This window comes from Pseudomonas meliae (genome assembly GCF_001400515.1).
Lineage (GTDB): Bacteria > Pseudomonadota > Gammaproteobacteria > Pseudomonadales > Pseudomonadaceae > Aquipseudomonas > Aquipseudomonas amygdali.
The window spans coordinates 1-25,657 of sequence record NZ_LJQT01000247.1; the positions used below are offsets into that span (position 1 = coordinate 1).

At 59.4% G+C, this 25,657-nt stretch carries 20 protein-coding genes and 1 pseudogene; all 21 read left to right on the forward strand.

Annotated elements, in window-relative coordinates; all coding sequences use genetic code 11:
- The first annotated feature begins 381 nt into the window (after positions 1-381).
- The 21 genes and pseudogenes from ALO64_RS11055 (at position 382) to ALO64_RS11150 (ending at position 25,593) form a co-directional block, all read left to right on the forward strand.
- Positions 382-1,959, forward strand: coding sequence for an ABC transporter substrate-binding protein (locus tag ALO64_RS11055; protein WP_016980494.1), 1,578 nt, complete (start codon positions 382-384; stop codon positions 1,957-1,959).
- A 20-nt stretch (positions 1,960-1,979) separates the two neighbouring features.
- Positions 1,980-2,990: an ABC transporter permease gene (locus tag ALO64_RS11060; protein ID WP_044345200.1), complete on the forward strand. Its 1,011-nt coding sequence runs from the start codon at positions 1,980-1,982 to the stop codon at positions 2,988-2,990.
- Positions 2,987-3,841, forward strand: coding sequence for an ABC transporter permease (locus tag ALO64_RS11065; RefSeq protein ID WP_044345201.1), 855 nt, complete (start codon positions 2,987-2,989; stop codon positions 3,839-3,841). The genes ALO64_RS11060 and ALO64_RS11065 overlap by 4 nt, the downstream gene beginning before the upstream one ends.
- Complete coding sequence (locus tag ALO64_RS11070; protein WP_044345202.1) at positions 3,831-4,679, forward strand: ABC transporter ATP-binding protein; 849 nt, start codon at positions 3,831-3,833, stop codon at positions 4,677-4,679. Before ALO64_RS11065 ends, ALO64_RS11070 begins: the two co-directional genes overlap by 11 nt.
- The gene (locus ALO64_RS11075; RefSeq protein ID WP_044345203.1) at positions 4,676-5,392 is read left to right on the forward strand and encodes an ABC transporter ATP-binding protein; all 717 of its coding nucleotides are present in this window, start codon (positions 4,676-4,678) and stop codon (positions 5,390-5,392) included. Before ALO64_RS11070 ends, ALO64_RS11075 begins: the two co-directional genes overlap by 4 nt.
- A gap of 232 nt (positions 5,393-5,624) precedes the next feature.
- Positions 5,625-6,134, forward strand: coding sequence for a sigma-70 family RNA polymerase sigma factor (locus ALO64_RS11080; RefSeq protein ID WP_002553743.1), 510 nt, complete (start codon positions 5,625-5,627; stop codon positions 6,132-6,134).
- A complete protein-coding gene (locus ALO64_RS11085; protein WP_010208184.1) occupies positions 6,131-7,096 on the forward strand; it encodes a FecR domain-containing protein in 966 nt (321 codons plus the stop codon). Before ALO64_RS11080 ends, ALO64_RS11085 begins: the two co-directional genes overlap by 4 nt.
- A 69-nt stretch (positions 7,097-7,165) precedes the next feature.
- A complete protein-coding gene (locus ALO64_RS11090) occupies positions 7,166-9,574 on the forward strand; it encodes a TonB-dependent receptor (RefSeq protein ID WP_044345204.1) in 2,409 nt (802 codons plus the stop codon).
- Between the two features lie 344 nt (positions 9,575-9,918).
- The gene (locus tag ALO64_RS11095) at positions 9,919-11,295 is read left to right on the forward strand and encodes a diaminobutyrate--2-oxoglutarate transaminase (protein ID WP_044345006.1); all 1,377 of its coding nucleotides are present in this window, start codon (positions 9,919-9,921) and stop codon (positions 11,293-11,295) included.
- Positions 11,296-11,533: 238 nt separating this feature from the next.
- Positions 11,534-13,315: pseudogene (locus ALO64_RS25120) on the forward strand (IucA/IucC family protein); the annotation flags it as partial.
- Between the two features lie 6 nt (positions 13,316-13,321).
- The gene (locus tag ALO64_RS26325) at positions 13,322-14,521 is read left to right on the forward strand and encodes a type III PLP-dependent enzyme (RefSeq protein ID WP_235378707.1); all 1,200 of its coding nucleotides are present in this window, start codon (positions 13,322-13,324) and stop codon (positions 14,519-14,521) included.
- Positions 14,518-15,921, forward strand: a complete 1,404-nt coding sequence (locus tag ALO64_RS11105) for a DHA2 family efflux MFS transporter permease subunit (protein ID WP_044345005.1) — start codon at positions 14,518-14,520, stop codon at positions 15,919-15,921. Before ALO64_RS26325 ends, ALO64_RS11105 begins: the two co-directional genes overlap by 4 nt.
- 24 nt (positions 15,922-15,945) lie before the next feature.
- On the forward strand, positions 15,946-17,799 hold the full coding sequence (locus ALO64_RS11110) for an IucA/IucC family protein (RefSeq protein WP_044345007.1): 1,854 nt from the start codon (positions 15,946-15,948) through the stop codon (positions 17,797-17,799).
- Positions 17,799-18,572, forward strand: coding sequence for an HpcH/HpaI aldolase family protein (locus tag ALO64_RS11115; protein ID WP_002553751.1), 774 nt, complete (start codon positions 17,799-17,801; stop codon positions 18,570-18,572). The genes ALO64_RS11110 and ALO64_RS11115 overlap by 1 nt, the downstream gene beginning before the upstream one ends.
- Before the next feature lie 4 nt (positions 18,573-18,576).
- Complete coding sequence (locus ALO64_RS11120) at positions 18,577-20,460, forward strand: IucA/IucC family protein (protein WP_044345004.1); 1,884 nt, start codon at positions 18,577-18,579, stop codon at positions 20,458-20,460.
- A complete protein-coding gene (locus ALO64_RS11125; RefSeq protein WP_010214057.1) occupies positions 20,450-21,370 on the forward strand; it encodes an ABC transporter substrate-binding protein in 921 nt (306 codons plus the stop codon). The genes ALO64_RS11120 and ALO64_RS11125 overlap by 11 nt, the downstream gene beginning before the upstream one ends.
- On the forward strand, positions 21,367-22,356 hold the full coding sequence (locus ALO64_RS11130; RefSeq protein WP_044345003.1) for a FecCD family ABC transporter permease: 990 nt from the start codon (positions 21,367-21,369) through the stop codon (positions 22,354-22,356). The genes ALO64_RS11125 and ALO64_RS11130 overlap by 4 nt, the downstream gene beginning before the upstream one ends.
- A complete protein-coding gene (locus tag ALO64_RS11135) occupies positions 22,349-23,380 on the forward strand; it encodes a FecCD family ABC transporter permease (RefSeq protein ID WP_002553755.1) in 1,032 nt (343 codons plus the stop codon). The genes ALO64_RS11130 and ALO64_RS11135 overlap by 8 nt, the downstream gene beginning before the upstream one ends.
- A gap of 10 nt (positions 23,381-23,390) precedes the next feature.
- Positions 23,391-24,182, forward strand: coding sequence for an ABC transporter ATP-binding protein (locus tag ALO64_RS11140; protein ID WP_002553756.1), 792 nt, complete (start codon positions 23,391-23,393; stop codon positions 24,180-24,182).
- Positions 24,179-24,958 carry an IucA/IucC family C-terminal-domain containing protein gene (locus ALO64_RS11145; protein ID WP_044345002.1) on the forward strand — a complete coding sequence of 260 codons (780 nt, stop codon included), beginning with the start codon at positions 24,179-24,181 and terminating at the stop codon, positions 24,956-24,958. Before ALO64_RS11140 ends, ALO64_RS11145 begins: the two co-directional genes overlap by 4 nt.
- Positions 24,955-25,593 carry an RraA family protein gene (locus ALO64_RS11150; protein ID WP_082303466.1) on the forward strand — a complete coding sequence of 213 codons (639 nt, stop codon included), beginning with the start codon at positions 24,955-24,957 and terminating at the stop codon, positions 25,591-25,593. Before ALO64_RS11145 ends, ALO64_RS11150 begins: the two co-directional genes overlap by 4 nt.
- Positions 25,594-25,657: the final 64 nt, after the last annotated feature.

A 25,657-nucleotide genomic window follows, 5' to 3' on the forward strand; every position in this document is an offset into this window, starting at 1 on the left:
TTGCAGCGCCTCCCTAACAAGAACAGTGCCAAATATTTTTTATTCATATAAATCAAAAGGTTAATTTTAAATGTGATTCGAGAGTGATTTCTCAGTCGAAAATCCAATAAAACCTGCGCGAGATTCTGCGTGCGATTACAAGATATTGCGCAACGCCGTCAAAGCGCCGCTAAGCGAGGCTCGCAAGCGCTTAAGTGATCTAAAGCGACCGCTGATTGCGCAACCTATTGCGCACCACTCCCCAAACCGCAACGCAGCCCTATCCCCGAGCGTCTCGACCCGGAAAAACGTTCTAAGTTAATGACTAAACAGTCTTTTTTATATTACCAAATGCGCTATATCGTCTGCTCCCAATAACTCAAGCTCATAAGGGAATTCACGATGCGGCGTCTGACAGCTCTGGCTATGGCAATCACAATCAGCGGTTCAGCATGGGCTGCGACGCCCCCGGATACGCTGGTGGTGGCGCGTTCAATAGACGACATTGCCAGCCTGGACCCCGCCGAAAGTTTTGAAATAACCGCGACCAACACCCTGGCTAATATCTATCAGCGCTTGCTTGAGCCAGACCGGCAGAACCCGGCCAGTCTGGTGCCTGCCCTGGCATCCAGATGGAAGGCGGGTGACGACGACAAGAGTCTGGTTTTCGAACTGCGTGACGGTGCCAGATTTGCCTCGGGCAACAGTGTTCGCCCGGAAGACGTCATTTACTCACTGAGCCGCGTGGTCAAACTGAACAAGTCGCCTGCATTCATCCTGGGTGAGTTGGGCTGGACGGCGGAAAACGTCGACAGCTTCCTGACCCGGGTGGATGACCAGCATGTGAAGATTTCCTGGCCAGCAGCGGTAGGCAGCTCATTTGCGTTGAGCATTCTGTCTGCGACGCCAGTGGGCTTCATTGTCGACGCGGTAGAGGTCGGCAAGCATACGAAAGACGCTGATCTGGGCAACGGCTGGCTGAAAAATCATTCAGCCGGTACGGGTTCCTATGCGCTGCGCAGCTACGTGCCGCACGAGGCGCTGGTTCTTCAGGCCAATCCTAATGCCATCAAGGCCCCCAAGCTGAAAACAGTAATCCTCAAGAACGTCACTGACCCGGCAACCCGACGTCTGTTGGTGGTGCAGGGCGATGCTGACCTTGCGTTCGATCTGGGCGCAGACCAGTTCAGCGCTCTGGAAAAGCAGAAGGGCGTCAGTGTGCAGCGATTCCCGTCCTCAATGATCTATTACCTGGCCATCAACAGTGGCAGCACGCAGGCGCCTGCACTGAAGAACCCGGCGTTCTGGGAAGCTGCTCGTTGGCTGGTTGATTATCAGGGCATTTCCAAAGATCTGTTGAAAAACCAGTACAGCATCCACCAGGCATTCCTCCCTGCGGGCGTCATCGGCTCGCTGGTCGACAAACCGTTCAAACTGGACGTCGATAAAGCCAAGGCCGCCTTAAAGGCGGGTGGTATTGCCGAAGGCACGAAAATCGAACTCAATGTGTTCAATCAACCTCCCTACACGGATATTGCCCAGGCGCTGCAAGCCAGTTTTGCCAAAGCCGGCATAGAGATTTCAGTGCGTCCGCTGGTAGAAAGCGAGCTACTGGCGAAAATGCGCGCCCGGGACTTTCAGCTGATCTTCACCTACTGGGGGATGGATTATCTGGATCCTCACTCCAACGCGAGCGCCTTCACTTACAACGTCGCCAACGGTCCGAAAACCATCGCCTGGCGCACTCAGTGGGATATCCCGCAACTGAGCCAGGAAACCCGCACGGCTGCTGCCGAACGTGACCCGCAAAAACGTGTTGCGCTGTATACCGACCTGCAAAAAACTGTGCAGCAAAGCTCGCCATTTGTCGTGGCGCTGCAAGGTCAGAACCAGGTCGCGGTACATGACGGCGTGCAAGGTGTGTTACAGAACATCACCGTTTCGCTGCCGTATTTTGATCAGGTGAGCAAAAGCAAGTGAGAGCAGGGGCTTCACGCAGAGTGAAAGTGGCGGCCAGCGGACTGTTGTCGTTGTCGATAACACTGATCGGCCTGTTGTTCTTCACATTCATGCTGACCACTCTATCGCCAGTCGATCCGGCGCTTCGGATTGCTGGCGATCACGCCAGCGAATCGTCGCTGGCCCAGGTTCGAACCGATCTGGGCCTTGATCAACCTTGGCCAGCGCGGTTCGGTCGATATCTGGACAACCTGGGGCAGGGCGATCTAGGAGTTTCCATTACCTCCGGACAGCCCGTGCTGGAAGGTTTGAGCCGTGCGCTGCCAGCCACACTTGAGCTCGCGACCCTGGCCATTCTGCTGGGCAGTACCCTCGGCCTGTCATTGGGCCTGCTGGCAGCGTGGCGGCCGGGAGGCTGGGTTGACGGGCTGGTGCGTCTGGTCTCGCTGATTGGCTATTCAGTGCCGATCTTTTGGCTCGGTCTGCTGATGCTCCTGCTGTTCTACGCCAGGCTGCAATGGACTGGCGGGCCAGGCCGTCTGGACGATTCGTACCTCTACACCCTTGAATTGAGCAGTGGATTGATGTTGTGGGACACCTGGCGCTCTGGCGAAAGCGGCGCGCTGGCCAACGCCTTCAGTCATCTGGTCTTGCCTGTTCTAGTCCTGGCGTTTTACTCGATGGCAGGCATTTGCCGCATGACACGCTCCGCGCTGCTGGGAGAAATGGGCAAGGAGTACGTCGTGACTGCGCTGGCCAAGGGGGCGGGACGTGGTCGGGTGCTGTTGCGCCATGTGTTGCCGAACGTTGCCGGGACGCTGGTGGTCGTCGTTGCCCTGTCTTACGCAAGTCTTCTCGAAGGCTCGATTCTCACCGAGACGGTCTTCGCCTGGCCGGGTATCGGCCGCTACCTCACCACGGCGTTGTTTGCCGGTGACGTACCAGCGATCCTCGGTAGCACGCTGGTTATCGGACTCTGTTTTGTGGTCGTCAACGGCATCGCCGATGTGCTGGCTGGCATGATCGATCCGCGAACACGGGGGGTGTCATGAGTGTTTCCGTAGCGTTCGACAATATAGTGGCTCGCAGCGGATGGCGTCGCTCACCCGCATTACTCATCGGCGCGTCGATTATCGGGGTGATGGTACTTGTGGCGTTGCTGGGGCCGCTGTTGAGTGGTTTTGATCCCAATACGCCGAATATTCAGGAGCGTCTGCTGCCGCCGTCTGCCACCCACTGGCTGGGCACCGATGCGTTTGGCCGGGATCTGTTCACACGCCTGCTTTACGGCACACGCCCGACCTTGCTGCTGGTAACGCTGGTATTGCTGCTGACCTTGCCCATCGGTTTGCTGGTGGGCGTTACTGCCGGCTTTTACGGCGGCTGGGCCGAGCGAATCCTGATGCGCCTGACCGACATAATCATGGCCTTTCCGCAATTGGTGCTGGCCTTGGCGTTTGTCGCAATTCTGGGGCCGGGCCTGCTCAACGGGGCACTGGCACTGTCGCTCACGGCATGGCCCGCGTATGCCCGTCAGGCAAGGGCGGAAACCAGTGTATTGCGCAACAGCGACTATCTGGCTGCAGCTCACTTGCAGGGCATAAGTGGCATGCGTCTGTTGATCGGTCACGTCCTGCCGCTGTGCCTGCCTTCGGTGATCGTGCGTGTAGCACTGAACCTGGGCGGCATCATTCTGGCCGCCGCAGGGCTGGGATTTCTTGGCCTGGGTGTCGAGCCACCGACTGCGGAATGGGGCTCGATGGTTGCCGACGGCAGCCGGGTCATCTTTGATCAGTGGTGGGTCGCCGCTGCACCGGGAATCGCGATATTGCTGACGAGCCTGTCTTTCAACCTGCAGGGCGACGGTCTGCGCGACGTACTGGATCCTCGTCATGACTCATGAACAATCGCTGTTGAACGTGCAGGGCTTGCGGATCGGTTTTCCAGGCTCGGGCCCGGAACTGATCGAGGTGGTCAAGGGGATCGATTTCACTGTGGGCACTGAAAAGGTCGCGCTGGTGGGTGAGTCCGGCTCGGGCAAGTCACTCACCGCGCGTGCGTTGCTGGGGCTTGTCGCACGCCCCGGTCAGGTGACCGCCGAACACATGAGCCTGGCAGGCGATGACCTGCGCAGCCTGACGGCAAAGCAATGGCAGGGCCTGCGCGGTACTCGTCTGTCACTGGTTTTGCAGGACCCCAGGTATTCGCTCAACCCGGTGCTCAGGGTCGGCACTCAGGTTGAAGAGGCGCTGGTGTTGCATACCCGGCTGGGACGCCGTGAGCGCCGCGAAAAAGCACTCGACATGCTGGAGGCTGTAGGCTTGCCCAACCCGCTGGCGCTGTATGACAGCTACCCCCAGGAACTGTCCGGCGGCATGGGGCAGCGGGTGATGCTCGCCGCGATGCTGATCAATGATCCGCGCCTTTTGATTGCCGACGAACCCACCTCGGCACTCGACAGCGGCCTGCGCGATCAGATTCTGGAGTTGATTCTGGGCCTTGTCGAACAACGCAACATGGGGTTACTGCTGATCAGTCATGATCTGCCTCTGGTGGCGAAATATTGTGACCGGGCGCTGGTCATGTACCGCGGGCGGATTGTCGACCGATGCAAGGCCGCCGAACTGGCAACTGCCAGTAACCCCTACACGCAGACGCTATGGCGCTGTCAGCCCTCTGCTCTGACCTATGGTCAGGCACTTGCGACCCTTGATCGCAAACTAATGGAGGCGCTGCCATGAGCGTGGTGGATATCAGTGAACTGACGGTAAGTTTCAAACGCGGCCTGTATGCCTTTACTGCACTGCAGATGGCAGAGTTGAGAATCGAACCGGGCGAATGCTTCGGTCTGATCGGCGCGTCAGGCTCTGGCAAGTCGACTTTGCTGCGAGTACTCGCCGGCCTCCAGCGCGACTGGCAGGGCAGTGTGAACCTGTTCGGGCAGCCGCTTCACGCGCAGCAAGCCTTCACGGGAACCTTGCGTCAGCAGGTGCAGATGGTGTTCCAGGACCCTTATGCATCATTGCATACGCTGCACCGGATCCGCCGCAGCCTGCGCGAGCCGCGGCAGATCAACGGCCTGCCTTTCGACGAGGCCAATCTGGTTGCTTCGATGGAACAGGTGGGCCTGTCGGGTGACATGCTCGATCGCTACCCGCATCAACTGTCCGGCGGCCAGCGTCAGCGCGTTGCCATCGTTCGTGCGCTGCAATTGAATCCAGCACTGTTGTTGCTGGACGAACCGACCTCGGCGCTGGACATGACCGTTCAGGCGGAAATACTCAATCTTCTCCAGGCCCTGCGTCGCGACACGGGCATGACCATGATTCTGGTCAGTCACGACATGAATACCGTTGCCCATTTGTGTGACAGGGCACTGTTGATCCGCGAGGGACGTGTCGAGCGACATCTTGATCGTGCGGCACTTGGCGTATTGGCGGGGGCGAACCACTGATCGATTTCCCGGAAGAAATTTACGTCGAAAGTGGTACAAAAAAGATACACATCGCGTTTATTTGTCGCTCGAGTGAATCACTTGTATACAGCGCAGATCAACGCGTTGCGGACCAATGACCCCGATTTTACGCAGCGGCGGCGGGCTTTTTGAAAAAAAGAGCGTGGACTCGGGATATAACACTAATTAGAATCAGTCTCATTTGGCGCGCCCATCGCTCAAGGCTTTTGACATGACTGAAGCAGCGACGCTATCACAGCAGACCTTGCATTCCCTTTACCGCGATCATCATGGCTGGCTGGAAAGCTGGTTGCGCAGACGCATGGGCAATGCCTGGGATGCTGCGGACCTGAGTCAGGATACATTCCTGCGTGTACTGTCCAGCTCTCAGCAGATCGCCGATATGCAGGAGCCACGCGCTTACCTGCTGACGGTGGGCAAGCGCCTGCTCAGTAACTTCTATACTCGCCGCAGCCTGGAACAGGCTTACCTCGAAGCGCTGGAGCGGTTGCCTGAAGACAGCGTGCCGTCGCCTGAGCAGCGCTGGCTGTTGCTGGAAACCCTGCAGGCGCTGGACGAGTTGCTCGACGGTCTTTCGGCAGTGGTGCGCCGGGCGTTTCTCTGGAGCCAGCTTGAGGGGCTGGGGTATCGGGAAATCGCAGAGCGCCTGGATGTTTCCGAACGCACCGTCAAACGTTATATGGCGCAAGCCTACGAACACTGCCTGCTGGTGGATTGGTGATTCGCTCGGCACCTTCTAACGAAGAACGCGAGGTAGTACGCAGGGCGGCGCAGTGGTTGGCGCTTCTGGAATCCGGCGGCGCCAGCGAAGAAGATCACGCCATGCTGCAGCACTGGCGCGACAGCTCTGCCAGTCATGAGCGCGCCTGGCAAAAGGCGCAACAGCTGCGGCAGCGTTTTTTCGGCCTGCCTGCCAATCTGGCTATGGCTACTCTGGATCGTCCCGACAAAGCAAGACGCGCGGCGCTCAAAAGAGCGTTGGGCGCTGTGGCATTGGTCCCTACCGCCTGGCTGGTGGGCCGTCAGTTGCCGCTGGATGTCTGGCGTGCCGACCTGCAAACCTCCGTCGGCGAGCACAAGCGTCTGTCCCTGGCCGATGGCAGCACCTTGCAACTGAACACCGACAGCGCGGTGAATGTCGATCTGGGTGCACGTCGAGTCACCCTTGTGCGTGGCGAGATAGCACTCAAGGTGCCGGGCAGGGAAGCGCTGACCATCGAGGGCCCCTACGGGCGCGTCGTGGTCAGTCAGAGTGAAGTCTGTGTACGTCTCAACCAGAGCGATTGCCGTGTATCGGTGGTCAGCGGCTCGGTGCAACTCTATCCGCTGCAGGGGCCGGTGCTGGCATTGCATGCACAACAACAGGTCAGCCTCAAACAGGACGGAGCCGGGCCTGTCAGCGCCTTCGACGCCTTGCTGCCCGGCTGGCGCGACGATGTATTGACCGCACAGAACCAGTCTCTGGGCGATTTCCTGCGCGAGCTTGGCCGCTACCGCCCTGGCTTACTGCGCTGGGAGCCGGCACTTGAAACCCTGCGAGTGACGGGCAGTTTCAGACTCGACAATACCGACCGCGTGCTTTCGTTACTGGCTGCCAGCCTGCCGGTGGACGTGCAGATGCGGACCCGTTACTGGGTCACGCTGGTGCCTCGAAAAAACATTTCGACAAAAAATAATGCGTGAAGCTGTCCCTTTTTTTTGTCTCGCTGGTCATTTCAGGTAAGTGCACAAAAAATACGAGAGTTTCCCTCTATGTCCGCAGTGTCTTCCTACCGTTTGCGTCCGCTTTTGCATTTCAGCCTGTTGCTGACGTTGAGTTCCAGTCCGTTGTTTGTATCGACCAGTTGGGCCGAAACCTCGGGCAAACGTGCCTATGAGGTGCCGGCTGGCAGCCTGAGCGCCGCGCTCACCCGCTTTGCCGGTCAGGCCGGGGTCAACCTCTCGGTAGACCCCGCGCTGGTGAACGGTCGAAACAGTTCGGGGTTGTCCGGCGAATTCGCGGTCGAGGAAGGCTTTGCGCGCTTGCTGCAAGGTTCCGGTCTGCAACTGGTACCCGTCGGAGAGCAGGCTTACACGCTGATCCCGGCACCTGACAGCGCGAGCGCAGGCCTGCAACTCGCACCCACCTCGATTGTCGGTGATAGCGGCTCTACCGATGGCCAGGAATACGCAGGCGGCCAAGTGGCACGCAAAGGCTCGCAAGGCATGCTGGGTTCGCGGGACTTCATGGAAACGCCGTTCAGCATGACCACCTACACCAAGGACGCGGTGAAAAACCAGCAGGCCCGTACCCTTGGCGACCTGATTGCCAGCGACCCGTCGGTGCGTGCCACCAACCCGGCAGGCGGGCGTTACGAACAGTTCACCATTCGCGGCTTCAGCCTGTTCAATAGCGACGTCTCATACAACGGCTTGTACGGCATCCTGCCCACATACACCATCGACATGGAAATGGCCGAGCGGGTAGACATACTCAAGGGCCCGAGCCAGCTGATTAATGGCATTTCGCCGCGTGGCAGTGTCGGTGGTGGGATCAACGTGGTCCCCAAGCGCGCAACAGATAAACCCATCACCGAGCTGACCACCAGCTATGCGTCCAAAGGGCAGGCAGGCGCGGCGGTGGATGTGGCCCGTCGCTTTGGCGAGGACGACAAGTTCGGTATCCGTTTCAATGGCGTGAAGCAGTCTGGCGACACTGAATGGGATCATCAGAGCGTTGATCGCGAAATGGCCGTGCTGGGCCTGGATTTCCGCGGCGACCGCTTGCGCCTGTCGACGGATATCGGGCACACCGAACGCGACACCGATGCTCCGCAGGAACGCGTGCAGGTCGGTGCCAACGCGAAGGTGCCCAACGCCAACGATGTGCGTGACAACTATGCGCAGTCCTGGAGCAAGGCGCGCACCAAGGATACGTTCGGCGCAGTGAATGCCGAATATGACCTCAGCGACTCGGTGATGCTGTACGGCGGTGTCGGCGCTCGGAAAAGTAACCATGATTTCCTGCGCCATGCGGTATCGGTCACCAACGACGCAGGTGACTTCAGCGTTCAGCCGCGCGACTTCACCCGCGACGAAAATGTTCGCACAGCCACTGCCGGCGCACGCAGCTGGTTCAATACCAGACCGGTCAGCCACGAGGTCAATCTGGCTGCCAGCTATTTCTACATGGACTTTGAAAACGGTGGTGCACGCTACGCAGCCGCGCCGAGCAATCTCTACAATCCGGTCGACACGCAGACACCCTCCAACCCCACGCGGGCCGACTCCAAGGTTTACACCGAGAACCGCTTCAGCGGTGTGGCCCTGACCGACACACTGGGCTTTTTCGATGACCGCCTGCTGCTGACACTCGGTGCCCGCTGGCAGCGAGTCAAGGTTGATGACTGGACCGACAACGTCAAGGGCGACACCTCCTACGACGAGGAAAAGGTCTCACCTTCAGGCGGCATTCTGTACAAAGTGACCGACGACTTCTCGGTGTATGCCAACTACATGGAGGGCTTGAGCCAGGGCAAGATCGCGCCGTCGACGTCGGTGAACGAAGACCAGATCTTCCCGCCTTTCGTCAGCCGCCAGATCGAGGTCGGGGCCAAATATGACCTGGGGTCATACGCCTTCACTGCCAGCGTATTCCGTATCAAGCAACCGGCCTACGAGACCAACACAATCTCGCGCGTCTTCGGCCCGAACGGCAAGCGCCGCAACGACGGCGTCGAGCTGACCATGTTCGGCGAACCGCTCAAGGGCTTCCGTCTGCTGGGCGGGGTGATGTACATCGACAGCGAGCTGACCAATACCGTCAACGGCACGTTCGATGGCAATCGCGCACCTGCCACCCCCGAGTACAACGTCAATCTGGGCGCAGAATGGGACGTGCCGAGCGTCAAGGGCCTGACCCTGACCGGGCGGGGTATCTACACCAGCTCGCAGTACTTGGACCAGGCCAACAGCAAAAGCATCGATTCTTCCGAGCGCTTCGACGTGGGCGCGCGGTATGCGTTCAAGGTCGATCAGAAGGACATCACACTGCGGGCCAATGTCGAGAACGTCATGAACAAGTATTACTGGAGTTCGGCAGGAGCGTCGGATGACAGCGAGCCGGGCCTGACCCTGTCGACACCCCGGACCTATCTGCTGTCAGCGACTATCGGGTTCTGAGTCGACCGCGACGCCCAGGGAAGGGCTCACCGGCGTAGTAAACAAACTGGCAGTCCTCATCGAGGAATAACCTGTGCGGCTATTAAATAATTAACCTGAGTATGAGCATAGAAGAGTCTGTTATATAAGACTCTCTTTAGGTGCCTTACATAAATAACAATCGTCCCACTGAGTGATGGCACTTTGAATGATTCCGACTTACAGGGCGGCGTATTCATGTGCCTGGCTACTTTTTAAGTAAGCAATAACGTTCATTTAAATTTCATCTTGTTTTTTGAAACAACGGGTTGCACTTTCAAGGAAATGATAATAGTTTGCATCCAGCATTTAGCGAGGACTAACCGATGTTGAATAATGGCTTATTGCAGTCTACTACGTCGCAGAAAACCAATGCCAACTATCTGGACAGGCAGAGCAGATTTGAATCCAATGTAAGAAGTTACCCGCGGAAGTTGCCATTGGCCATCGCCAAGGCACATGGCGTATGGGTCACTGATGTTGAAGGCACCACGTATCTGGACTGCCTGGCCGGTGCCGGAACACTGGCTCTGGGTCACAATCACGAAGCTATCATGGCCAGTCTCGACAGCTTCCTGACGTCCGGAATGCCGATGCACACCCTTGACCTGACCACCGCGGTCAAGGATGCCTTCAGCGAGACGCTACTGAGCCTGCTGCCGGGCCAGGGACGCGATTACTGCCTGCAGTTCTGCGGGCCGTCCGGTACCGATGCTGTCGAAGCCGCAATCAAGCTGGCCAAGACTGCCACCGGCCGGCACAACATCATCAGCTTTTCCGGCGCTTACCACGGCATGACCCACGGGGCTCTGGCATTGACTGGCAACACCGCGCCGAAAAATGCCGTCACCAACCTGATGCCCGGCGTGCAATTCCTGCCTTACCCTCATGAGTACCGGTGCCCGCTGGGTATTGGCGGTGAAGCCGGCACCGAGGCGCTGAGTTATTACTTCACCCAGTTCATCGAAGACGTGGAAAGTGGCGTGTCGCTCCCGGCCGCCGTGATTCTGGAGGCGGTGCAGGGCGAAGGGGGTGTCAATCCAGCGCCCGCTGCATGGCTGCGGCAGATTCGCGAAGTGACCCGCAAGCACGGCATTCTGCTGATTCTGGATGAAGTACAGGCCGGCTTCGGCCGTACCGGCAAGATGTTCGCCTTCGAACACGCCGGGATCGAGCCCGACGTCATCGTCATGTCCAAAGCCGTCGGTGGCGGCCTGCCGTTGGCCGTGCTCGGTTTCAAGCGCGAGTTCGACGCCTGGGCTCCGGGCAATCACGCGGGTACTTTCCGCGGCAATCAAATGGCGATGGCCACCGGCCTTGCGACCCTTGAAGTGCTGCAACGGCAAAACCTGGCTGCCCAGGCCGCAAAACGCGGGGACTGGCTCAAGGCACAGCTTGGCCTTTTGCAGCAACGTTATCCGATGATGGGCCAGGTGCGCGGACGCGGGCTGATGCTGGGCATCGAGATTGTCGATGAGCGCAAACCGGCGGACCGCCTAGGCAGCTTGCCAATGGATCCGGAACTGGCAGTTGCCATTCAGCAGCACTGTTTCAAGCAGGGGCTGTTACTTGAGCGCGGCGGCCGAAATGGCAACGTGATCCGTTTGCTGCCGCCGTTGATCATTACCGAAGAACAATGCCAACTGGTCATCCAGCGATTCGAGGACGCCCTCAAGGCTGCACTGGCCCAGCTGCGCAAGTAAGCAGCTTGTAAACAGCGCGTAAGCAGTACTAACAGTGAGGACATCACTGCGCTTGAAACAGAACACGCACACAACGTTTGACTGAGCGACCCTATCGCACGTCGTGCACAGATTATCAATTGGCTTGTTGCAGATAATAAGTCACACCGACAGTTAAGCCGTTGTGCCGCAAGCGATAAATCAACGCTTGTTGCTACGTCACTTAAACAGTAAGCGTCAAGGCGACTGTGGAGCAGACATGACTAATACCGATCGCACCGCTTTATCAAACATGGTGAGCGAGTTGGCAACCACTCGTGCATTACTTAATTGCCTGATCAAGGAATTCGCACTGCCTGAACAGTGCCTTCATTACACTTGGCCACAGGGCATGCAAGGTATTGCGCCGGGCAGCTTCGTGGATGGCGGGCAATGGAAGGGCATTCCACTCACCATCAGCCTGCCTAATGAGCAGCAGTTTTTCGTGCTGGTGGACCGCCGCGACCATCTGGGCAGCCATCGCTACCTTTCCGATGTTTATGCGCGGCAGGGGCAGGGTACCTGGCGCTGCCTGGCTTTTGCCGAATTCGCCCGGCAATTGCTGGCCGCCTGCGAGCACATGACCCGGGCCAGCAACGACGAACTGCTCGATCAGGTCCTGCAAAGCCAGCACCTGACTGCCGCCATCGTCGCCCACAACATGACCGGTCAGCACCCGGCACCGCTGAGCGGTTATCTGGCCAGCGAACAGGGCTTGTGGTTCGGCCATCCCAATCACCCGGCACCCAAGGCGCGTCTGTGGCCTGCGCATCTGGCGCAGGAGACCTACGCTCCGGAATTTCAGGCGCAGACCGCGCTGCATCTGTTCGAAGTGCCTCTGGACGGGTTGCGAATCACCTCCAATGGCTTGAGCGAAGCCGAGGTGATGTCAGGGTTCGCGGATCAATCGCGGGCCAGGCCCGGGCATGCGCTGATCTGCATGCATCCGGTACAAGCCCAATTATTTATGCAGGACCGCCGTGTGCAGCGCCTGATCGAACTCGGGCAGATCACCGATCTGGGCACCAGCGGGCCGCTGGCCAGCCCGACGGCTTCGATGCGCACCTGGTACATCGAAGGGCATGATTACTTCATCAAGGGCTCACTGAATGTGCGCATTACCAACTGCGTCAGGAAAAACGCCTGGTACGAACTGGAAAGCACGCTGATCATCGACGAATTGTTTCAGCGCTTGCAGCAGACCCGCCCGCAAACCCTCGGCGGGCTGTCCACCGTGGCTGAACCGGGTTCGATGAGTTGGGCTCCAAAAGGCTCCAGCGAGACCGACGGCCACTGGTTTCGCGAGCAGACCGGCGCGATTCTGCGGGAAAACTTCTGTCGCCGATCCGGCGCGGACTGCAGCGTGATGGCGGGTACATTGTTCGCGCGTGATCTGCGTTCGCGGCCTTTGGTGCACGATTTCCTTGAGCGTTTCAACGGCGGTGAACTTGAGGACCCGCACCTGCTGGACTGGTTCGATGAATACCAGGCCTTGCTGCTGCGCCCGGTCATGGCGCTGTTCTTCAATCACGGCATCGTGATGGAGCCACATTTGCAGAACGCGGTATTGATTCACGATAACGGACGCCCTCAACAGCTGCTATTACGCGACTTCGAAGGCGTCAAACTGACCGATGAACTGGGCATCAAGGCGATTCAGGTCGGGCTGCACCCGCGGATTCGACAGTCATTGCTCTACACCCGCGAACAAGGCTGGAACCGCATCACCTATTGCCTGCTGGTCAACAACCTGTCCGAGGCCGTGCTGGCCTTGAGTTGGGAACGTCCGCACCTCGCGCCGCTGATGTGGCAGCGGGTCGAGCGGCAGTTGCAACGCATCCGCGACGAGTTGGTGCTGCCCGCGCCAGAACTGGACGCGCTGATCGCCGGCCAGTCAATTGCCTGCAAGACCAACCTGAAGGTCCGGCTCGCCGCCAAGGCCGACCGTGAGGCCAACTATGTGCGCCTCGCTTCACCATGGGCCAAGGAGGCACGTTATGCACATAAGTTGCCGGAAACCGTACTGGGCGCCATCAAAGAAGCTCAGGCACTGGAAACCGACCCGCTGGCGGCTTTCGTCTACGATCTGGATGCGTTGCAACAGCATGTCACTGACGTCATGGCCGCGCTGCCTGCGGGCGTAGAGCTGTATTACGCGATCAAAGCCAACAGCGAAGCATTGATGCTGGAAACCCTCGCGCCGCTGGTCAGTGGCTTTGAAATCTCTTCGGGGGGCGAGATCGAGCGTGTGATGGCCTGCCCGACACGCAAACCTTACGTGTTCTCCGGCCCTGGCAAGCTTGACTCCGACTTGCGCTCGGCGTTGCTGAACAAGGTTGAAGCCATCCATCTGGAAAGCCTCAACGAAATTGCGCGACTGCAACATCTGGCAGAGGAAACCGGGCGCGTGCAGCCGGTGTTTCTGCGCATCAACCCTCAGTTGCCAGCCGCGCAGTCGAGCAAGCTGGCGATGGCTGGCACCGCCACACCGTTCGGCATTGACGAAACCGATCTGGCCGAGGCGATCAGGCGCGTAGACAGCGCCAGCCACCTGACGCTCAAGGGTTTCCATGTACACGCCATGTCCCATCAGATGTCGGTTGAGCGTCACGAGCAGTTGCTGGATTTCTACCTGCAGCGCTGGCAGGAATGGAAAGCACTGGCCAGCTACCCGGAGCAGTTGACCCATTTCAACGTTGGCGGCGGCATTGGCGTCGATTATCTGAACAGTCAGCAGTTCGACTGGCAGCGCCTGTGCCGCTATCTGGAAAAACGCCTGGGCGATCAGCGTGATACGCCGATCCTGCGCTTTGAGCCAGGACGTTTCATCAGCGCCTATTGCGGCTATTACGCCATCGAGGTGCTGGACAGGAAAACCAGCCACGGCGAGCATTTTCTGGTCTGCCGCGGCGGCACTCACCAGTTTCGTCTGCCGGTTGCGCAAGGCCATGACCATCCGGTTATCCATGTGCCGTGTGCGCCAGCGACGGGCGCATCTGAGGAGCAGGCCTACACCGTGGTCGGCCAGTTGTGTACGCCAAAGGACGTATTGAGCCGCCAGCAGCCGCTCAAAGGCGTGAACATCGGCGATCTGCTGGTGTTGCCGCTGGCAGGGGCTTACGGCTACAACATCTCCCATGTCGATTTTCTCTGCCACCCAAGACCGGTACAGCACTTTGTGCGCAACGGCGAACGGGTTCGCACATGAGTCTGAACGTCCCACGCCGTTGGGTGGTGTTCAATGTGTTGCTCGGTACGCTGACTGTCAGCCTTAGCAATAGCTCGCTCAACCCGGCGCTGCCAACCTTCATGGAGGCGTTTCAGGTCGGTCCGTTGCTGGCCACCTGGATCGTTGCAGGGTTCATGACCAGCATGGGCATGACCATGCCGCTGACCAGCTTTCTCAGTCAGCGCATTGGCCGCAAACGCCTGTACCTGTGGGGCGTGGCGCTGTTCATCGGTGGCTCCCTGCTGGGCGCGCTGGCCAACTCCATCGCATTGGTGATCACTGCGCGAGTGGTGCAGGGCATCGCCAGCGGGTTGATGATCCCACTGTCGCTGGCGATCATTTTCTCCGTGTATGAAAAGCATGAGCGGGGCAGGGTGACCGGGCTCTGGAGCGCAGCGGTAATGCTCGCTCCGGCATTGGGGCCACTGTGCGGCAGCCTGATGCTGGAGTGGTTCAGCTGGCGCTCGCTGTTCCTGATGAATGTGCCCATCGGCCTGCTGGCCTTGCTGTTGGGCGTCGGCGTGCTGCCAGACTCCGAGCCTGTCGAGCGCAAACCGTTCGACCTGATCGGCTATTTGCTGGTTGCCTCGGGCATCGGCTTGCTGATGATCGCCATCGGCCGCATGCATCACGCCCAAGCGCTGCTCGACCCGTTCAATCAGGGCATGGTGCTGGTCGCAGTGGCCTGTCTGATTGCTTTCGTCAGGGTCGAGTTGAGTCGCAAGGCACCGCTGCTGAATCTGCGTCTGTTCAACCTGCGCGGTTACCGTCTGAGCGTGATCGTTGCCGTCGTGCAGTCGGTCGGCATGTTCGAATGTCTGGTCCTGTTGCCGCTGCTGGTGCAGACGGTACTGGGCTACAACCCGATCTGGACCGGCCTGGGCCTGCTGTGTACCGCCGCGTTCGCCAGCCTGTTCGGGCAGTGGGGTGGCAAGGCGCTGGACCGGCATGGTCCGCGCACCGTAGTCGCCATCGGCCTGCTGCTGACCGGTGCTTCAACCCTGGCGCTGGGCATGCTCAAGGCGGATACGGCGATCGGCGTGGTGTTCATGCTGATGATGATTCGTGGCGCAGGCCTCGGGCTGTCCTACATGCCGGTGACGACGGCTGGGCTCAATGCCTTGCCCGAGCCGATGGTCACGCAGGGCGCTGCGATGAACAACATTTCCCGCCGTCTTGTGGCGTCGCTGGCAATTGTCATCGCCTCGCTGTGGCTGGAATTTCGCCTGAACACTGCGGGACCGGCCGCCACGCCTTCGGCCATCAATGAAGTCTTCATTGCCACCGGCCTGCTGATCCTGCTGGCACTGCCGTGTGCCTGGCGTTTCCCCCTTAACGACGAACGCACCGAGGCACAGCCCGGCGCGGTCGAACCCTGATAATTTTTCGTTCGAGGTATGAACATGGCTACCCCTTTACCGCTGAAACGCAACACCGTTTCACCCTCAACGGCCACCGGTGCCTGGCTGGCTGATATCAACCCCGAGCGCTACCAACAAGTACAGCGCCGGGTAATCGGTCAATTGCTGCAAACCTTGCTGTACGAGGCTGCACTGCCTTATCGGTGCGAGCCGCTGGACGATCATCGGCATCGTTTCACTGTCGCTGTCAGTGATGGTGTGGAGTACCACTGCGAAGGCCTGCTGAGTACCAGCTTCGAGCTGATACGCCTGGATCACGCCACCCTTGAACGCTTGGACAGCGCCGGGGAGCGTAGCGTGCCGGATTTGCATCTGGCGTTGAGCGAGCTACTCAGCCCGTTCAAAGACAGCCCGCACCTGGCACGCTTCATCCAGGAAATCGAGCAAACCCAACTCAAGGACCTGCAAGCGCGCAGTCAGGGTTATCAGCCCGCAAAACCCGCACATGAGCTGGACGTTGACGCTTTGGAACAGCACTTCATGGACGCCCACAGCTACCACCCGTGCTACAAGTCAAGGATCGGTTTTTCGTTGGCTGACAACCGTCACTACGGGCCCGAATTTGCTACGCCGTTCGGGGTGGTCTGGCTGGCAGTGGCGAAATCGAGCGCGTCGGTCGGTCATGCGCGCAACATGGATTTCCAGGCGTTTATCCGCCAGGAACTGGGCACACAGCGCTGGCAGGAAATGTCCCGGGACCTGGCCGCGCAGGGCAAATCCATTGACGATTATCAACTGATGCCAGTGCATCCGTGGCAATGGGACAATGTCACGGTGTCGACTTTCTACCCGGAACTGGCCAGCGGCGAGCTGATTTACCTGGGCACCTCGACCGACGTCTACAAGGCTCAGCAGTCGATTCGTACACTGGCCAATGCCAGCCAGCCCAAACGACCTTACGTCAAACTGGCGATGAGTATGACCAACACCTCCAGCACGCGCATTCTGGCGCGGCATACGGTGCTCAACGGTCCGATCATCACCGACTGGCTGCACCAGTTGATCGCCACCGACAGCACTGCGCGTGCGCTGAATTTTGTGATTCTCGGCGAAGTTGCCGGTGTCAGTTACGACTATCGCCACCTGCCGGAAGCGCGCTCGGCGCAGACCTACGGCACGCTGGGTGCAATATGGCGCGAAAGCCTGCATCAGTACCTCAAGGACGATGAGCAGGCGGTGCCGTTCAATGGCCTGAGCCATGTGGAAAACCGCTATGGCGATGGTGAGCAGGCACCGTTCATCGATGCGTGGATCCGCCAGTACGGCGTCAAGGAGTGGACCCGCCAATTGCTGCAGGTCACGGTGCCTCCGATCATCCATATGCTCTACGCCGAGGGCATCGGCATGGAGTCTCACGGTCAGAACATCGTGCTTATCGTCAAGCAGGGCTGGCCGCAGCGTATCGCCCTCAAGGACTTCCACGACGGTGTGCGTTACTCACCCGCACATCTTGGCCGCCCTGAACTGTGTCCGGAGCTGGTCCCGCTGCCCGACAGCCACGCGAAACTCAACCGTAACTCGTTCATCATTACCGATGACGTGAATGCGGTACGCGACTTCTCCTGCGACTGTTTCTTCTTCATCTGCCTGGCCGAAATGGCGATCTTCCTGCGCCAGCAATACCAGCTGGATGAGGCGCTGTTCTGGCAGATGGCCGCCGACGTCATTCTCGACTACCAGCGTGCGCACCCGCAGCATCGCGAGCGCTTCGAGCTGTTTGACGTCTTCGCACCATCCTATGAAGTGGAAGAACTGACCAAGCGCCGCCTGTTGGGTGACGGTGAGCGTCGCTTCCGCTCGGTGCCTAACCCGCTGCATACCTACAGGCCGCAATGATGCTGAGGACCAATACACTCAAGAGCAGACTTGGCAGCGGACAGCCTGTGTACGGGCTAATCAGTTCGATCCCGGCCCCGGCCGCCATCGAGTTGATCGCCGAGGCCGGTTTCGACTTCGTGATCATCGACATGGAACATGTGCTGATCAACCCGGAAACCGTGGAGAACATGATCCGTGTTGCAGAGAGCTACGCCCTCACGCCATTGGTGCGGGTCGCCGATCTAAACCCGAAAACCCTGCTGCGCCTGCTTGATGGCGGTGCGCAGGGCATCGTTTTGCCGATGATCGAGAGCCCCGAGCAACTGGCGGATGCCATTGCCGCCTGCAAGTACCACCCGCTGGGCCGCCGCAGCCTCAACGCCGGTCGTCCCGGCTCGTTCGGCAAGCACAGCCTGGCGCAGTACGTTGAAGCCGCCAATCAACAGATCATGGTAGTGGCGATGATCGAAAGCGCCGAAGGCGTGCGCCGCGCCGCCGAGATTGCCCGTGTGCCGGGGCTGGACATGATTCTGGAAGGGGCCGCAGACCTGTCGCAGTCACTCGGGATGCCCTGGCAGATCGATCAACCCGATGTACAACAAGCGTTGCTGGCCACCTGGCAAGCCACCAAGGCAGCAGGCGTAGCCTATTGCACCATTCCCCGTAAAGACGGCGACGCTGCCCGCTGGCAGGCTCGCGGCGTCAATGCCTTCGTCCTCGGCGATGAGCGTGGCATTGCCTTTCGCGCACTTCAGGCGCGTCTGGCCCAACATTCAGCAGAAGGAAAATAATCCGATGAACTTCACTTCACTCGCCGCTGACCTGGTCATGCAGGATCTGGTCGATTGCCTGCTGGCTGAAGATTTCTTTGGCCGCGAGCCATTGAGCCTGCAGGACACCGCTCACTGGCAAGCGCGCCACCCGCACGCCCCAAAACTTGAAGGGCAGAGCAGCACACAGCAAATCTGGGAACGGTGCTGCGATGACTCGGAGCAGCGCTTCATCAGCGCCGCGCTGCGCCCAGGCATTACTCAACAATGGGAGAAAGTGCCCGGCACGCCGGTGCTGGGCCGTCAGGCTGAGCGCTGGACACAGTTGTCCCCGGAAGAGTTCATGAAATGGGTATTCGCCGGTAAAACAACCCTGCTTCAGGACAGCGAGCGCCAGGACAATGAAAAGGGCATAGCGCTGTTTCTGGAGGTGTTGCGCATCAGTGTCTGGCAGACCGCGTTGTCGCTGGACCATAAAGTCGACGAGCACAACCTGATGGCACAGGATGGCGCTACGTTCTTCAGGACGATGGAACAGTGGGCTTCGCTACGTGATCGCCCATACCATCCACTGGCCAAAGCCAAGCAAGGCTTGAACGAGCAGGAATACCAACAGTATCAGGCTGAGTTTGCCCGGCCGGTGGCGCTGAACTGGGTCGCCGTCGACAAAACCTTGCTGCAATGCGGTGACGGAGTAGGGGATTTGAACGAGTCTTTCCCTGCTCGCCACCTGCTGCCAGAGAATCTGCAAGCTGTCCTTGAGCAGGAACTGCAACAGCGCGGCATTGCCGACAGTCACGTTGCGCTGCCGGTTCATCCTTGGCAATTCGAGCATGTTCTGCAGGTCCAACTGGGCGATGCCTTCACCAGGGGCGATTGTCAACGTCTGGCCTTCAACGAGGCCGCGGTATACGCCACCTCATCGCTGCGTTCGATGACACCGTGCCTCGACAGCCCCGATTACCTCAAATTGCCCATGGCGATCTATTCGCTCGGCGCGTCCCGCTACCTGCCAGCGGTGAAAATGATCAACGGCGGGCTGAGTGAAAAACTGTTGCGCCAGGTTGTCGACAAGGATGAAACCCTGAGTCGCTCGCTGCACCTGTGCGACGAACGCAAATGGTGGGCGTTCATGCCACCCCAAGCCACTCTGTTCGACGAAGGCCCCCGGCATCTTTCGGCCATGGTGCGAGGCTATCCGGCAGCTTTGCTCGACGATCCGGAATGTCGCCTGCTGCCGATGGCGGCGCTGGGTACACCGTTGCCAGGCAGCAATCGGCATTTCTTCGATGAGTGGATGGACTATCGCGACCTGCCGCGCAATCAGGCTTCGGTACTGACACTGTTCCGCGAGCTGAGCCACAGTTTCTTCGACATCAACCTGCGCATGTTCCGCCTGGGCATGCTCGGCGAGGTGCATGGCCAGAACGCAGTCATGGTCTGGAAAGCCGGTCAGGCACAAGGGCTGTTGTTGCGCGACCACGACTCGTTGCGTATTTTCGTGCCCTGGCTTGAGCGTAACGGCATGCGCGACCCGGAATATCGAATCAAGAAAGGCCATGCCAATACGCTTTATCATGACCGTCCTGAAGACCTGTTGTTCTGGCTGCAGACACTGGGCATTCAGGTAAACGTGCGGGCAATCATGGATACTCTGGCCCAGGTGTATGAGGTACCGTTAACAGCGCTGTGGACGGTATTGCGCGATGTTTTGGATAATCTCATTACAACCATCGAATTTGACGACGAGGCGCGTGCCATGATCAGGCATCAACTGTTCGAAGCCCCCAACTGGCCGCAAAAACTCCTGCTTACACCCATGATCGAGCGCGCAGGCGGACCGGGCAGCATGCCGTTCGGCAAGGGCGAGGTGGTCAACCCGTTCCACAGGTTGCGCCGTGCAACCTGACCAACATTTGCATCCTTCGCGGCGCACGGTATTGCGCCTGTCATTGGGGTTACTGGCGCTGCCCGGCATTGCCTGGGCAGAGCCATTGCGCGCAACGCCACCAAGAGTCGTCACCTTGTTTCAGGGGGCGTCCGACAGCGCCGTGGCCCTGGGCGTGACGCCGTGCGGCGTGGTGGATTCCTGGAGCGAAAAACCGATGTACCGCTACCTGCGCCCGGCGCTGGCGGTGGTACCGCATGTGGGCCTGGAAACCCAGCCTAGCCTTGAAGATATCGTGCTGCTCAAACCCGATCTTATCGTCGCATCACGCTTTCGCCATCAACGCATCGCGCCGTTGCTCGAGCAGATCAGCCCCGTGCTGATGCTGGAAGAGGTGTTCGAGTTCAAGCGCACGCTGGCGATGATGGGCGCTGCCATGCTGCGTCAACAGCAAGCCATGGACCTGCTTGACCAATGGCAACAGCGTGTGACGGCGTTACGCAGTCAGTTGCAGGAAAAATTCGCCGGGCGCTGGCCGATCACCGTATCGGTGCTCGACATTCGTGAAGATCATATCCGCAGCTATCTGCCCGCCAGCTTTGCAGGTTCGGTGCTGACCGAACTGGGCTTCGCCTGGACGCCCACTGCCCGCGAAGCAACGGGCGTTTCCCTTAAACTCAGCAGCAAAGAGAGTTTGCCTGTGGTCGATGCCGACCTGTTTTTCATTTTTCAGCGCGCGGACAGCAAAGCCGCGCAGCAAAACTACGACAAGCTGGTCCGACACCCGTTCTGGCAACAGTTGCGCGCAGCGCAGGATGGTCAGGTATGGCGCGTGGATGCCGTTGCCTGGAGCCTGTCCGGTGGCATTCTGGGTGCCAACCGCATGCTCGATGAAATCGCTCGCGTGGCCATGGCGGATAGTCCCTCATGACCGCTGCGGTAAAACTGGGTCTGGGACTGTTGGTGTTGATAGCGTGCATGGGATTGAGCCTGGCAACCGGAGCCACCTGGATATCGCCCTCTGCGATTGTCCGAAGTGTGTGGCAGCCCGATGCGCTTAGCGCTATCGAGCATGTGCTGCTCGATACGCGCCTGACGCGAACCCTGATGGCCGTCGCCGTGGGTTCCAGTCTGGCGGTTGCTGGCGCGCTGATGCAGGCACTTACGCGCAACCCGCTGGCCTCGCCCGGTCTGTTCGGCATCAATGCCGGGGCGACGTTTTCGATCATTGCCTGTTCGTCGTTGTTTGCGCTTTCGTTAATGAGCCAGTGGCTGTGGTGCGCGTTCATTGGCGCGGCGGTAGCAGGGACTATTGTCTGGATAATCGGCAACCGCGGGCAGGGCAGTCTCAACCCATTGCGAATTGTGTTGGCCGGCGCGGCGATTACCGCGCTGTTTACTGTGTTCAGTCAGGCGTTACTGGTAGTCAATCAGGACGGTCTGGACACCGTATTGTTCTGGCTGGCCGGTTCCTTGTCGGAACGCGATCTGGCCACCGCCGCGCCATTACTGATATGCGTGGTTGTGGCACTGGCCGGGTCACTGGTGCTGGCCGGGCAGGTCAACGTGCTCAATACCGGAGAAACCATCGCAACCGCATTGGGCCAGCGTACAGGCTTGATTCGCCTGCTGATGAGCATCGTGATCATTGTCCTGGCGGGCAGTGCTGTAGCGTTGGCCGGGAGCATTGGTTTCATCGGGCTGCTGGTGCCGCACATGGTACGCAAGACACTGTCCATCGATCATCGCTGGCTGCTGCCCGGCTGCGCGTTGCTGGGCGCAACGCTGTTGCTGCTGGCCGATACGCTGGCGCGGGTGGTGATCGTGCCTCAGGAAGTGCCGGTGGGCGTGATGACCGCACTGTTCGGCGCGCCGTTCTTTATTGCGCTGGTTCGCCGGGGGGCACGTTATGGATAGGCATCTGACCCTGCGCTACCGCGGTTTTTCCAGGCAGTTCAGCCTGACTGCATTGATACGTCTGTTGATCGGCGCAACGCTGACATTGCTGATCGCTCTGGGCTCGCTGGCTGTGGGCAAAATCAACCTGTCGCCCGCGACCCTTTTGAATGTTTTTACCGGTCAGGCGGATGCAAGTCTGGTTTTCATCGTCGAACAACTGCGCATGCCCCGACTGGTGTTGGCAGCACTCGTCGGCGCGGCGCTTGCGGTGTCCGGGCTGATCCTGCAAAGCATCATCCGCAATCCGCTGGCTTCGCCGGACCTGTTGGGTATCACCAGCGGTGCCAGTGCGGCGGCAGTGTTGTATCTGTCATTTTTCTCGGCTGCATTGGGGGCGCAATTCCTGCCTTTGGCGGCGATTTGCGGTGCAGGCCTTGCCGCACTGGTCATCTATCTGCTGGCGTGGAATCAGGGCGCTTCACCATTGCGCATGGTGTTGATCGGGGTAGGGGTGTCGGCCCTGCTGGCAGCGGTGACGACATTCGTTCTGGTGTTCAGCCCGCTGACCACTACCTTGTCGGCTTATGTCTGGCTGACCGGGAGCGTGTATGGTGCCAGTTGGCCGGAGCCTCGCGCCCTGGCGGGCTGGCTGGCGCTGACTTTGCCGCTGCTGGTGCTGCTCGCCCGACAGGTGCGCATGCAGCAGCTCGATGATGATCTGGCTCAGGGCATCGGTGTGCGTGTGCAATGGCTGCGCGCCGGGCTGCTGCTGGTGAGTGTTGCGCTTGCAGGTCTGGCGGTTGCGTGGGGCGGGGCCATTGCCTTTGTCGGCCTAATTGCACCACACATTGCCAAACGCCTGATGCCACCGGGGTTTACCGGACAGGCGCTGATGGCGGCGCTGATCGGTTCCAACCTGGTAATGCTCGCCGATCTGGCTGGCCGCACGCTGTTCCTGCCACTGGACCTGCCTGCAGGGATTTTTGTCGCGGTGCTGGGCACACCGTTTTTTCTCTATTTATTGATCAACCAGCGGCATTAAGGAATTACGGATGGCGTCAATCGCAACCCACGACCTGACCCTGAGTTACCAGCGGCAGGTGATCATCGACAGCCTTGATCTGCAGTTGCCCGCGGGCGAGGTGACCGTTCTGATCGGCAGTAACGGTTGCGGCAAAAGCACCTTGCTCAAATCCCTGGCGCGTCTGCTCAAGCCGCAGCAGGGCACTGTGGTGCTCAACGGTGGCGATATCCACCAGAAATCCACTGCTACGGTCGCGCGCGAACTGGCGATTCTGCCGCAAATGCCAAGCGCCCCGGAAGGCATCAGCGTACGTCAGCTGGTGGCACTGGGCCGTTATCCCTATCAGAACTGGATGCAGCAGTGGTCCGTTCAGGATGAAGCCATGGTCGAACGGGCGCTGGCGCAGACCGGTATGCAGGAACTGGCCGAGCGGCCCGTTGATGCGCTGTCAGGCGGCCAGCGTCAGCGCGCGTGGATCGCCATGACGCTGGCCCAGGATACCGACATCGTATTGCTGGATGAGCCGACGACCTTTCTCGACCTGGCTCATCAGATCGAAGTGCTGGACTTGTTACGCGACCTCAATCGCCAGGAAGGCAAGACCATCGTCATGGTCCTGCATGATCTGAACCTGGCTTGCCGTTATGCCGATCACATGGTCGCCGTCCACGAGCGCACAGCCTTTGCCCAGGGACGTCCGGCCGACATCCTCAGTGAAGCACTGGTCAAGCAGGTCTTCGGCCTTAATTGCCGGATCATCGCCGACCCGTTCTTTGGTACGCCGCTGTGCATTCCCTTTGGCCGGGAACTGCCGCAATGAGCCTGGCACAGGCTTTCAGCGAGCCTGAATGGGCGCTGCTGTCCGGGGCGCTGCGCCTCAAACACGCAGTTGACCGCGATACCCGCTCGTTGCCAGCCCGTGCATTGCTGGACGACGAGGTGTGCGAACAATTGCTTGCAGCATTGGGGCCGGTCATCGGCTCTCCGACGCAGGCGATCACCGCGTCGCTGCTGGCCAAGCGCTTTTCTTTCCTGAGCACCGGTGCCTGCCTTTACGCCATGTCGGTCTACGACAAGGGCTTGATCCTGTCGCTGGACAATAGCGTGATTGAATACGCACACGAGGAGGGCCTGTGGACCTCTTCAATGCCCTTGGACGACGTAACACCTGTGGGTTATGAGCCGGGCACTCGCGAGGCGTGGCGGGAGGTGATTGTCGGCACCTTGTTCCGCGACCTGTTGCAGCCTCTGTGGGAGACCTTCAACCGTATCACTGGCATTTCCCGGCGCATCCTTTGGGAAAACACCGCCGTACGTGTCTATTCGCTGTACGACAAACGTATGGAAAAGGTTGAAGACCCGGCGATTCGACAGCGCTATGAAGCAGATTTCGACTGGCTGCTGAATCAGGCCGAGCCGGCACTGTTCGGCCTGAACTACAACCCGCTGAAACACTTTCGCCGCCCACCGGTTTTGCTGGAAGCCGATGGCAAAAGCATCCGTTTTCGACGCACCTGTTGCTTCTATTACGACGCCAGCAACCCCGTCGAGTATTGCTCGACCTGCCCGTTATTGAGGCCAAAAAAATGTCGATGAACAAGCACATTGCACACCGTCAGCAACAACTCAGTGACGCCGTGATAGAGCAATACCGGGGCATTGCCGCCTCCACCATCGGCCACCTGACCGACAGCGGCTATCTGCCAGGGATCAGACCGCTGTTCGACGGCGCTCGTCTGGTCGGCAACGTGGTTACAGTCAAAGTGGAGATGCCCGACGGCAGCATCCTGCGCGATGCATTGCTTAACAGCCTGCCTGGCGACGTGCTGGTCATTGAGTGCGTCGGCGACGATCATTGCGCCTGCTGGGGCGAGCTGCGCACCCTGGCCGCGCTCATCAAAGGCCTGGCCGGCGTAGTCATATCAGGTGCGGTTACCGACGTCGCCGCCTTACGCGAACATCGTCTGCCGGTATTCAGCCGAGGTATCAGTGCGGTGACCACGCGAAGCCTGGGGGAACGTGGTGAACTCAATGGGCAGATTAATATCGGTGGGGTTGTTGTTAATCCGGGAGACATTGCCATTGGCGATGACGACGGAGTGTTTATCCTGAGTGCGCAGCAGGCGAGTGAGTTGTTGCCTGGGTTGCTGGCCAAGGAACAAGCGGACCATGACAAACGGGAGGAGTTTTTCCGACGACTGGACAGGGATGAAGCACCTGCTGCCGGTTAGCACATTAATCCAGCAGAGACGCATTCTTGAGTAGATCAAACAGCCCTTTAGGGAGGCGCTGCAA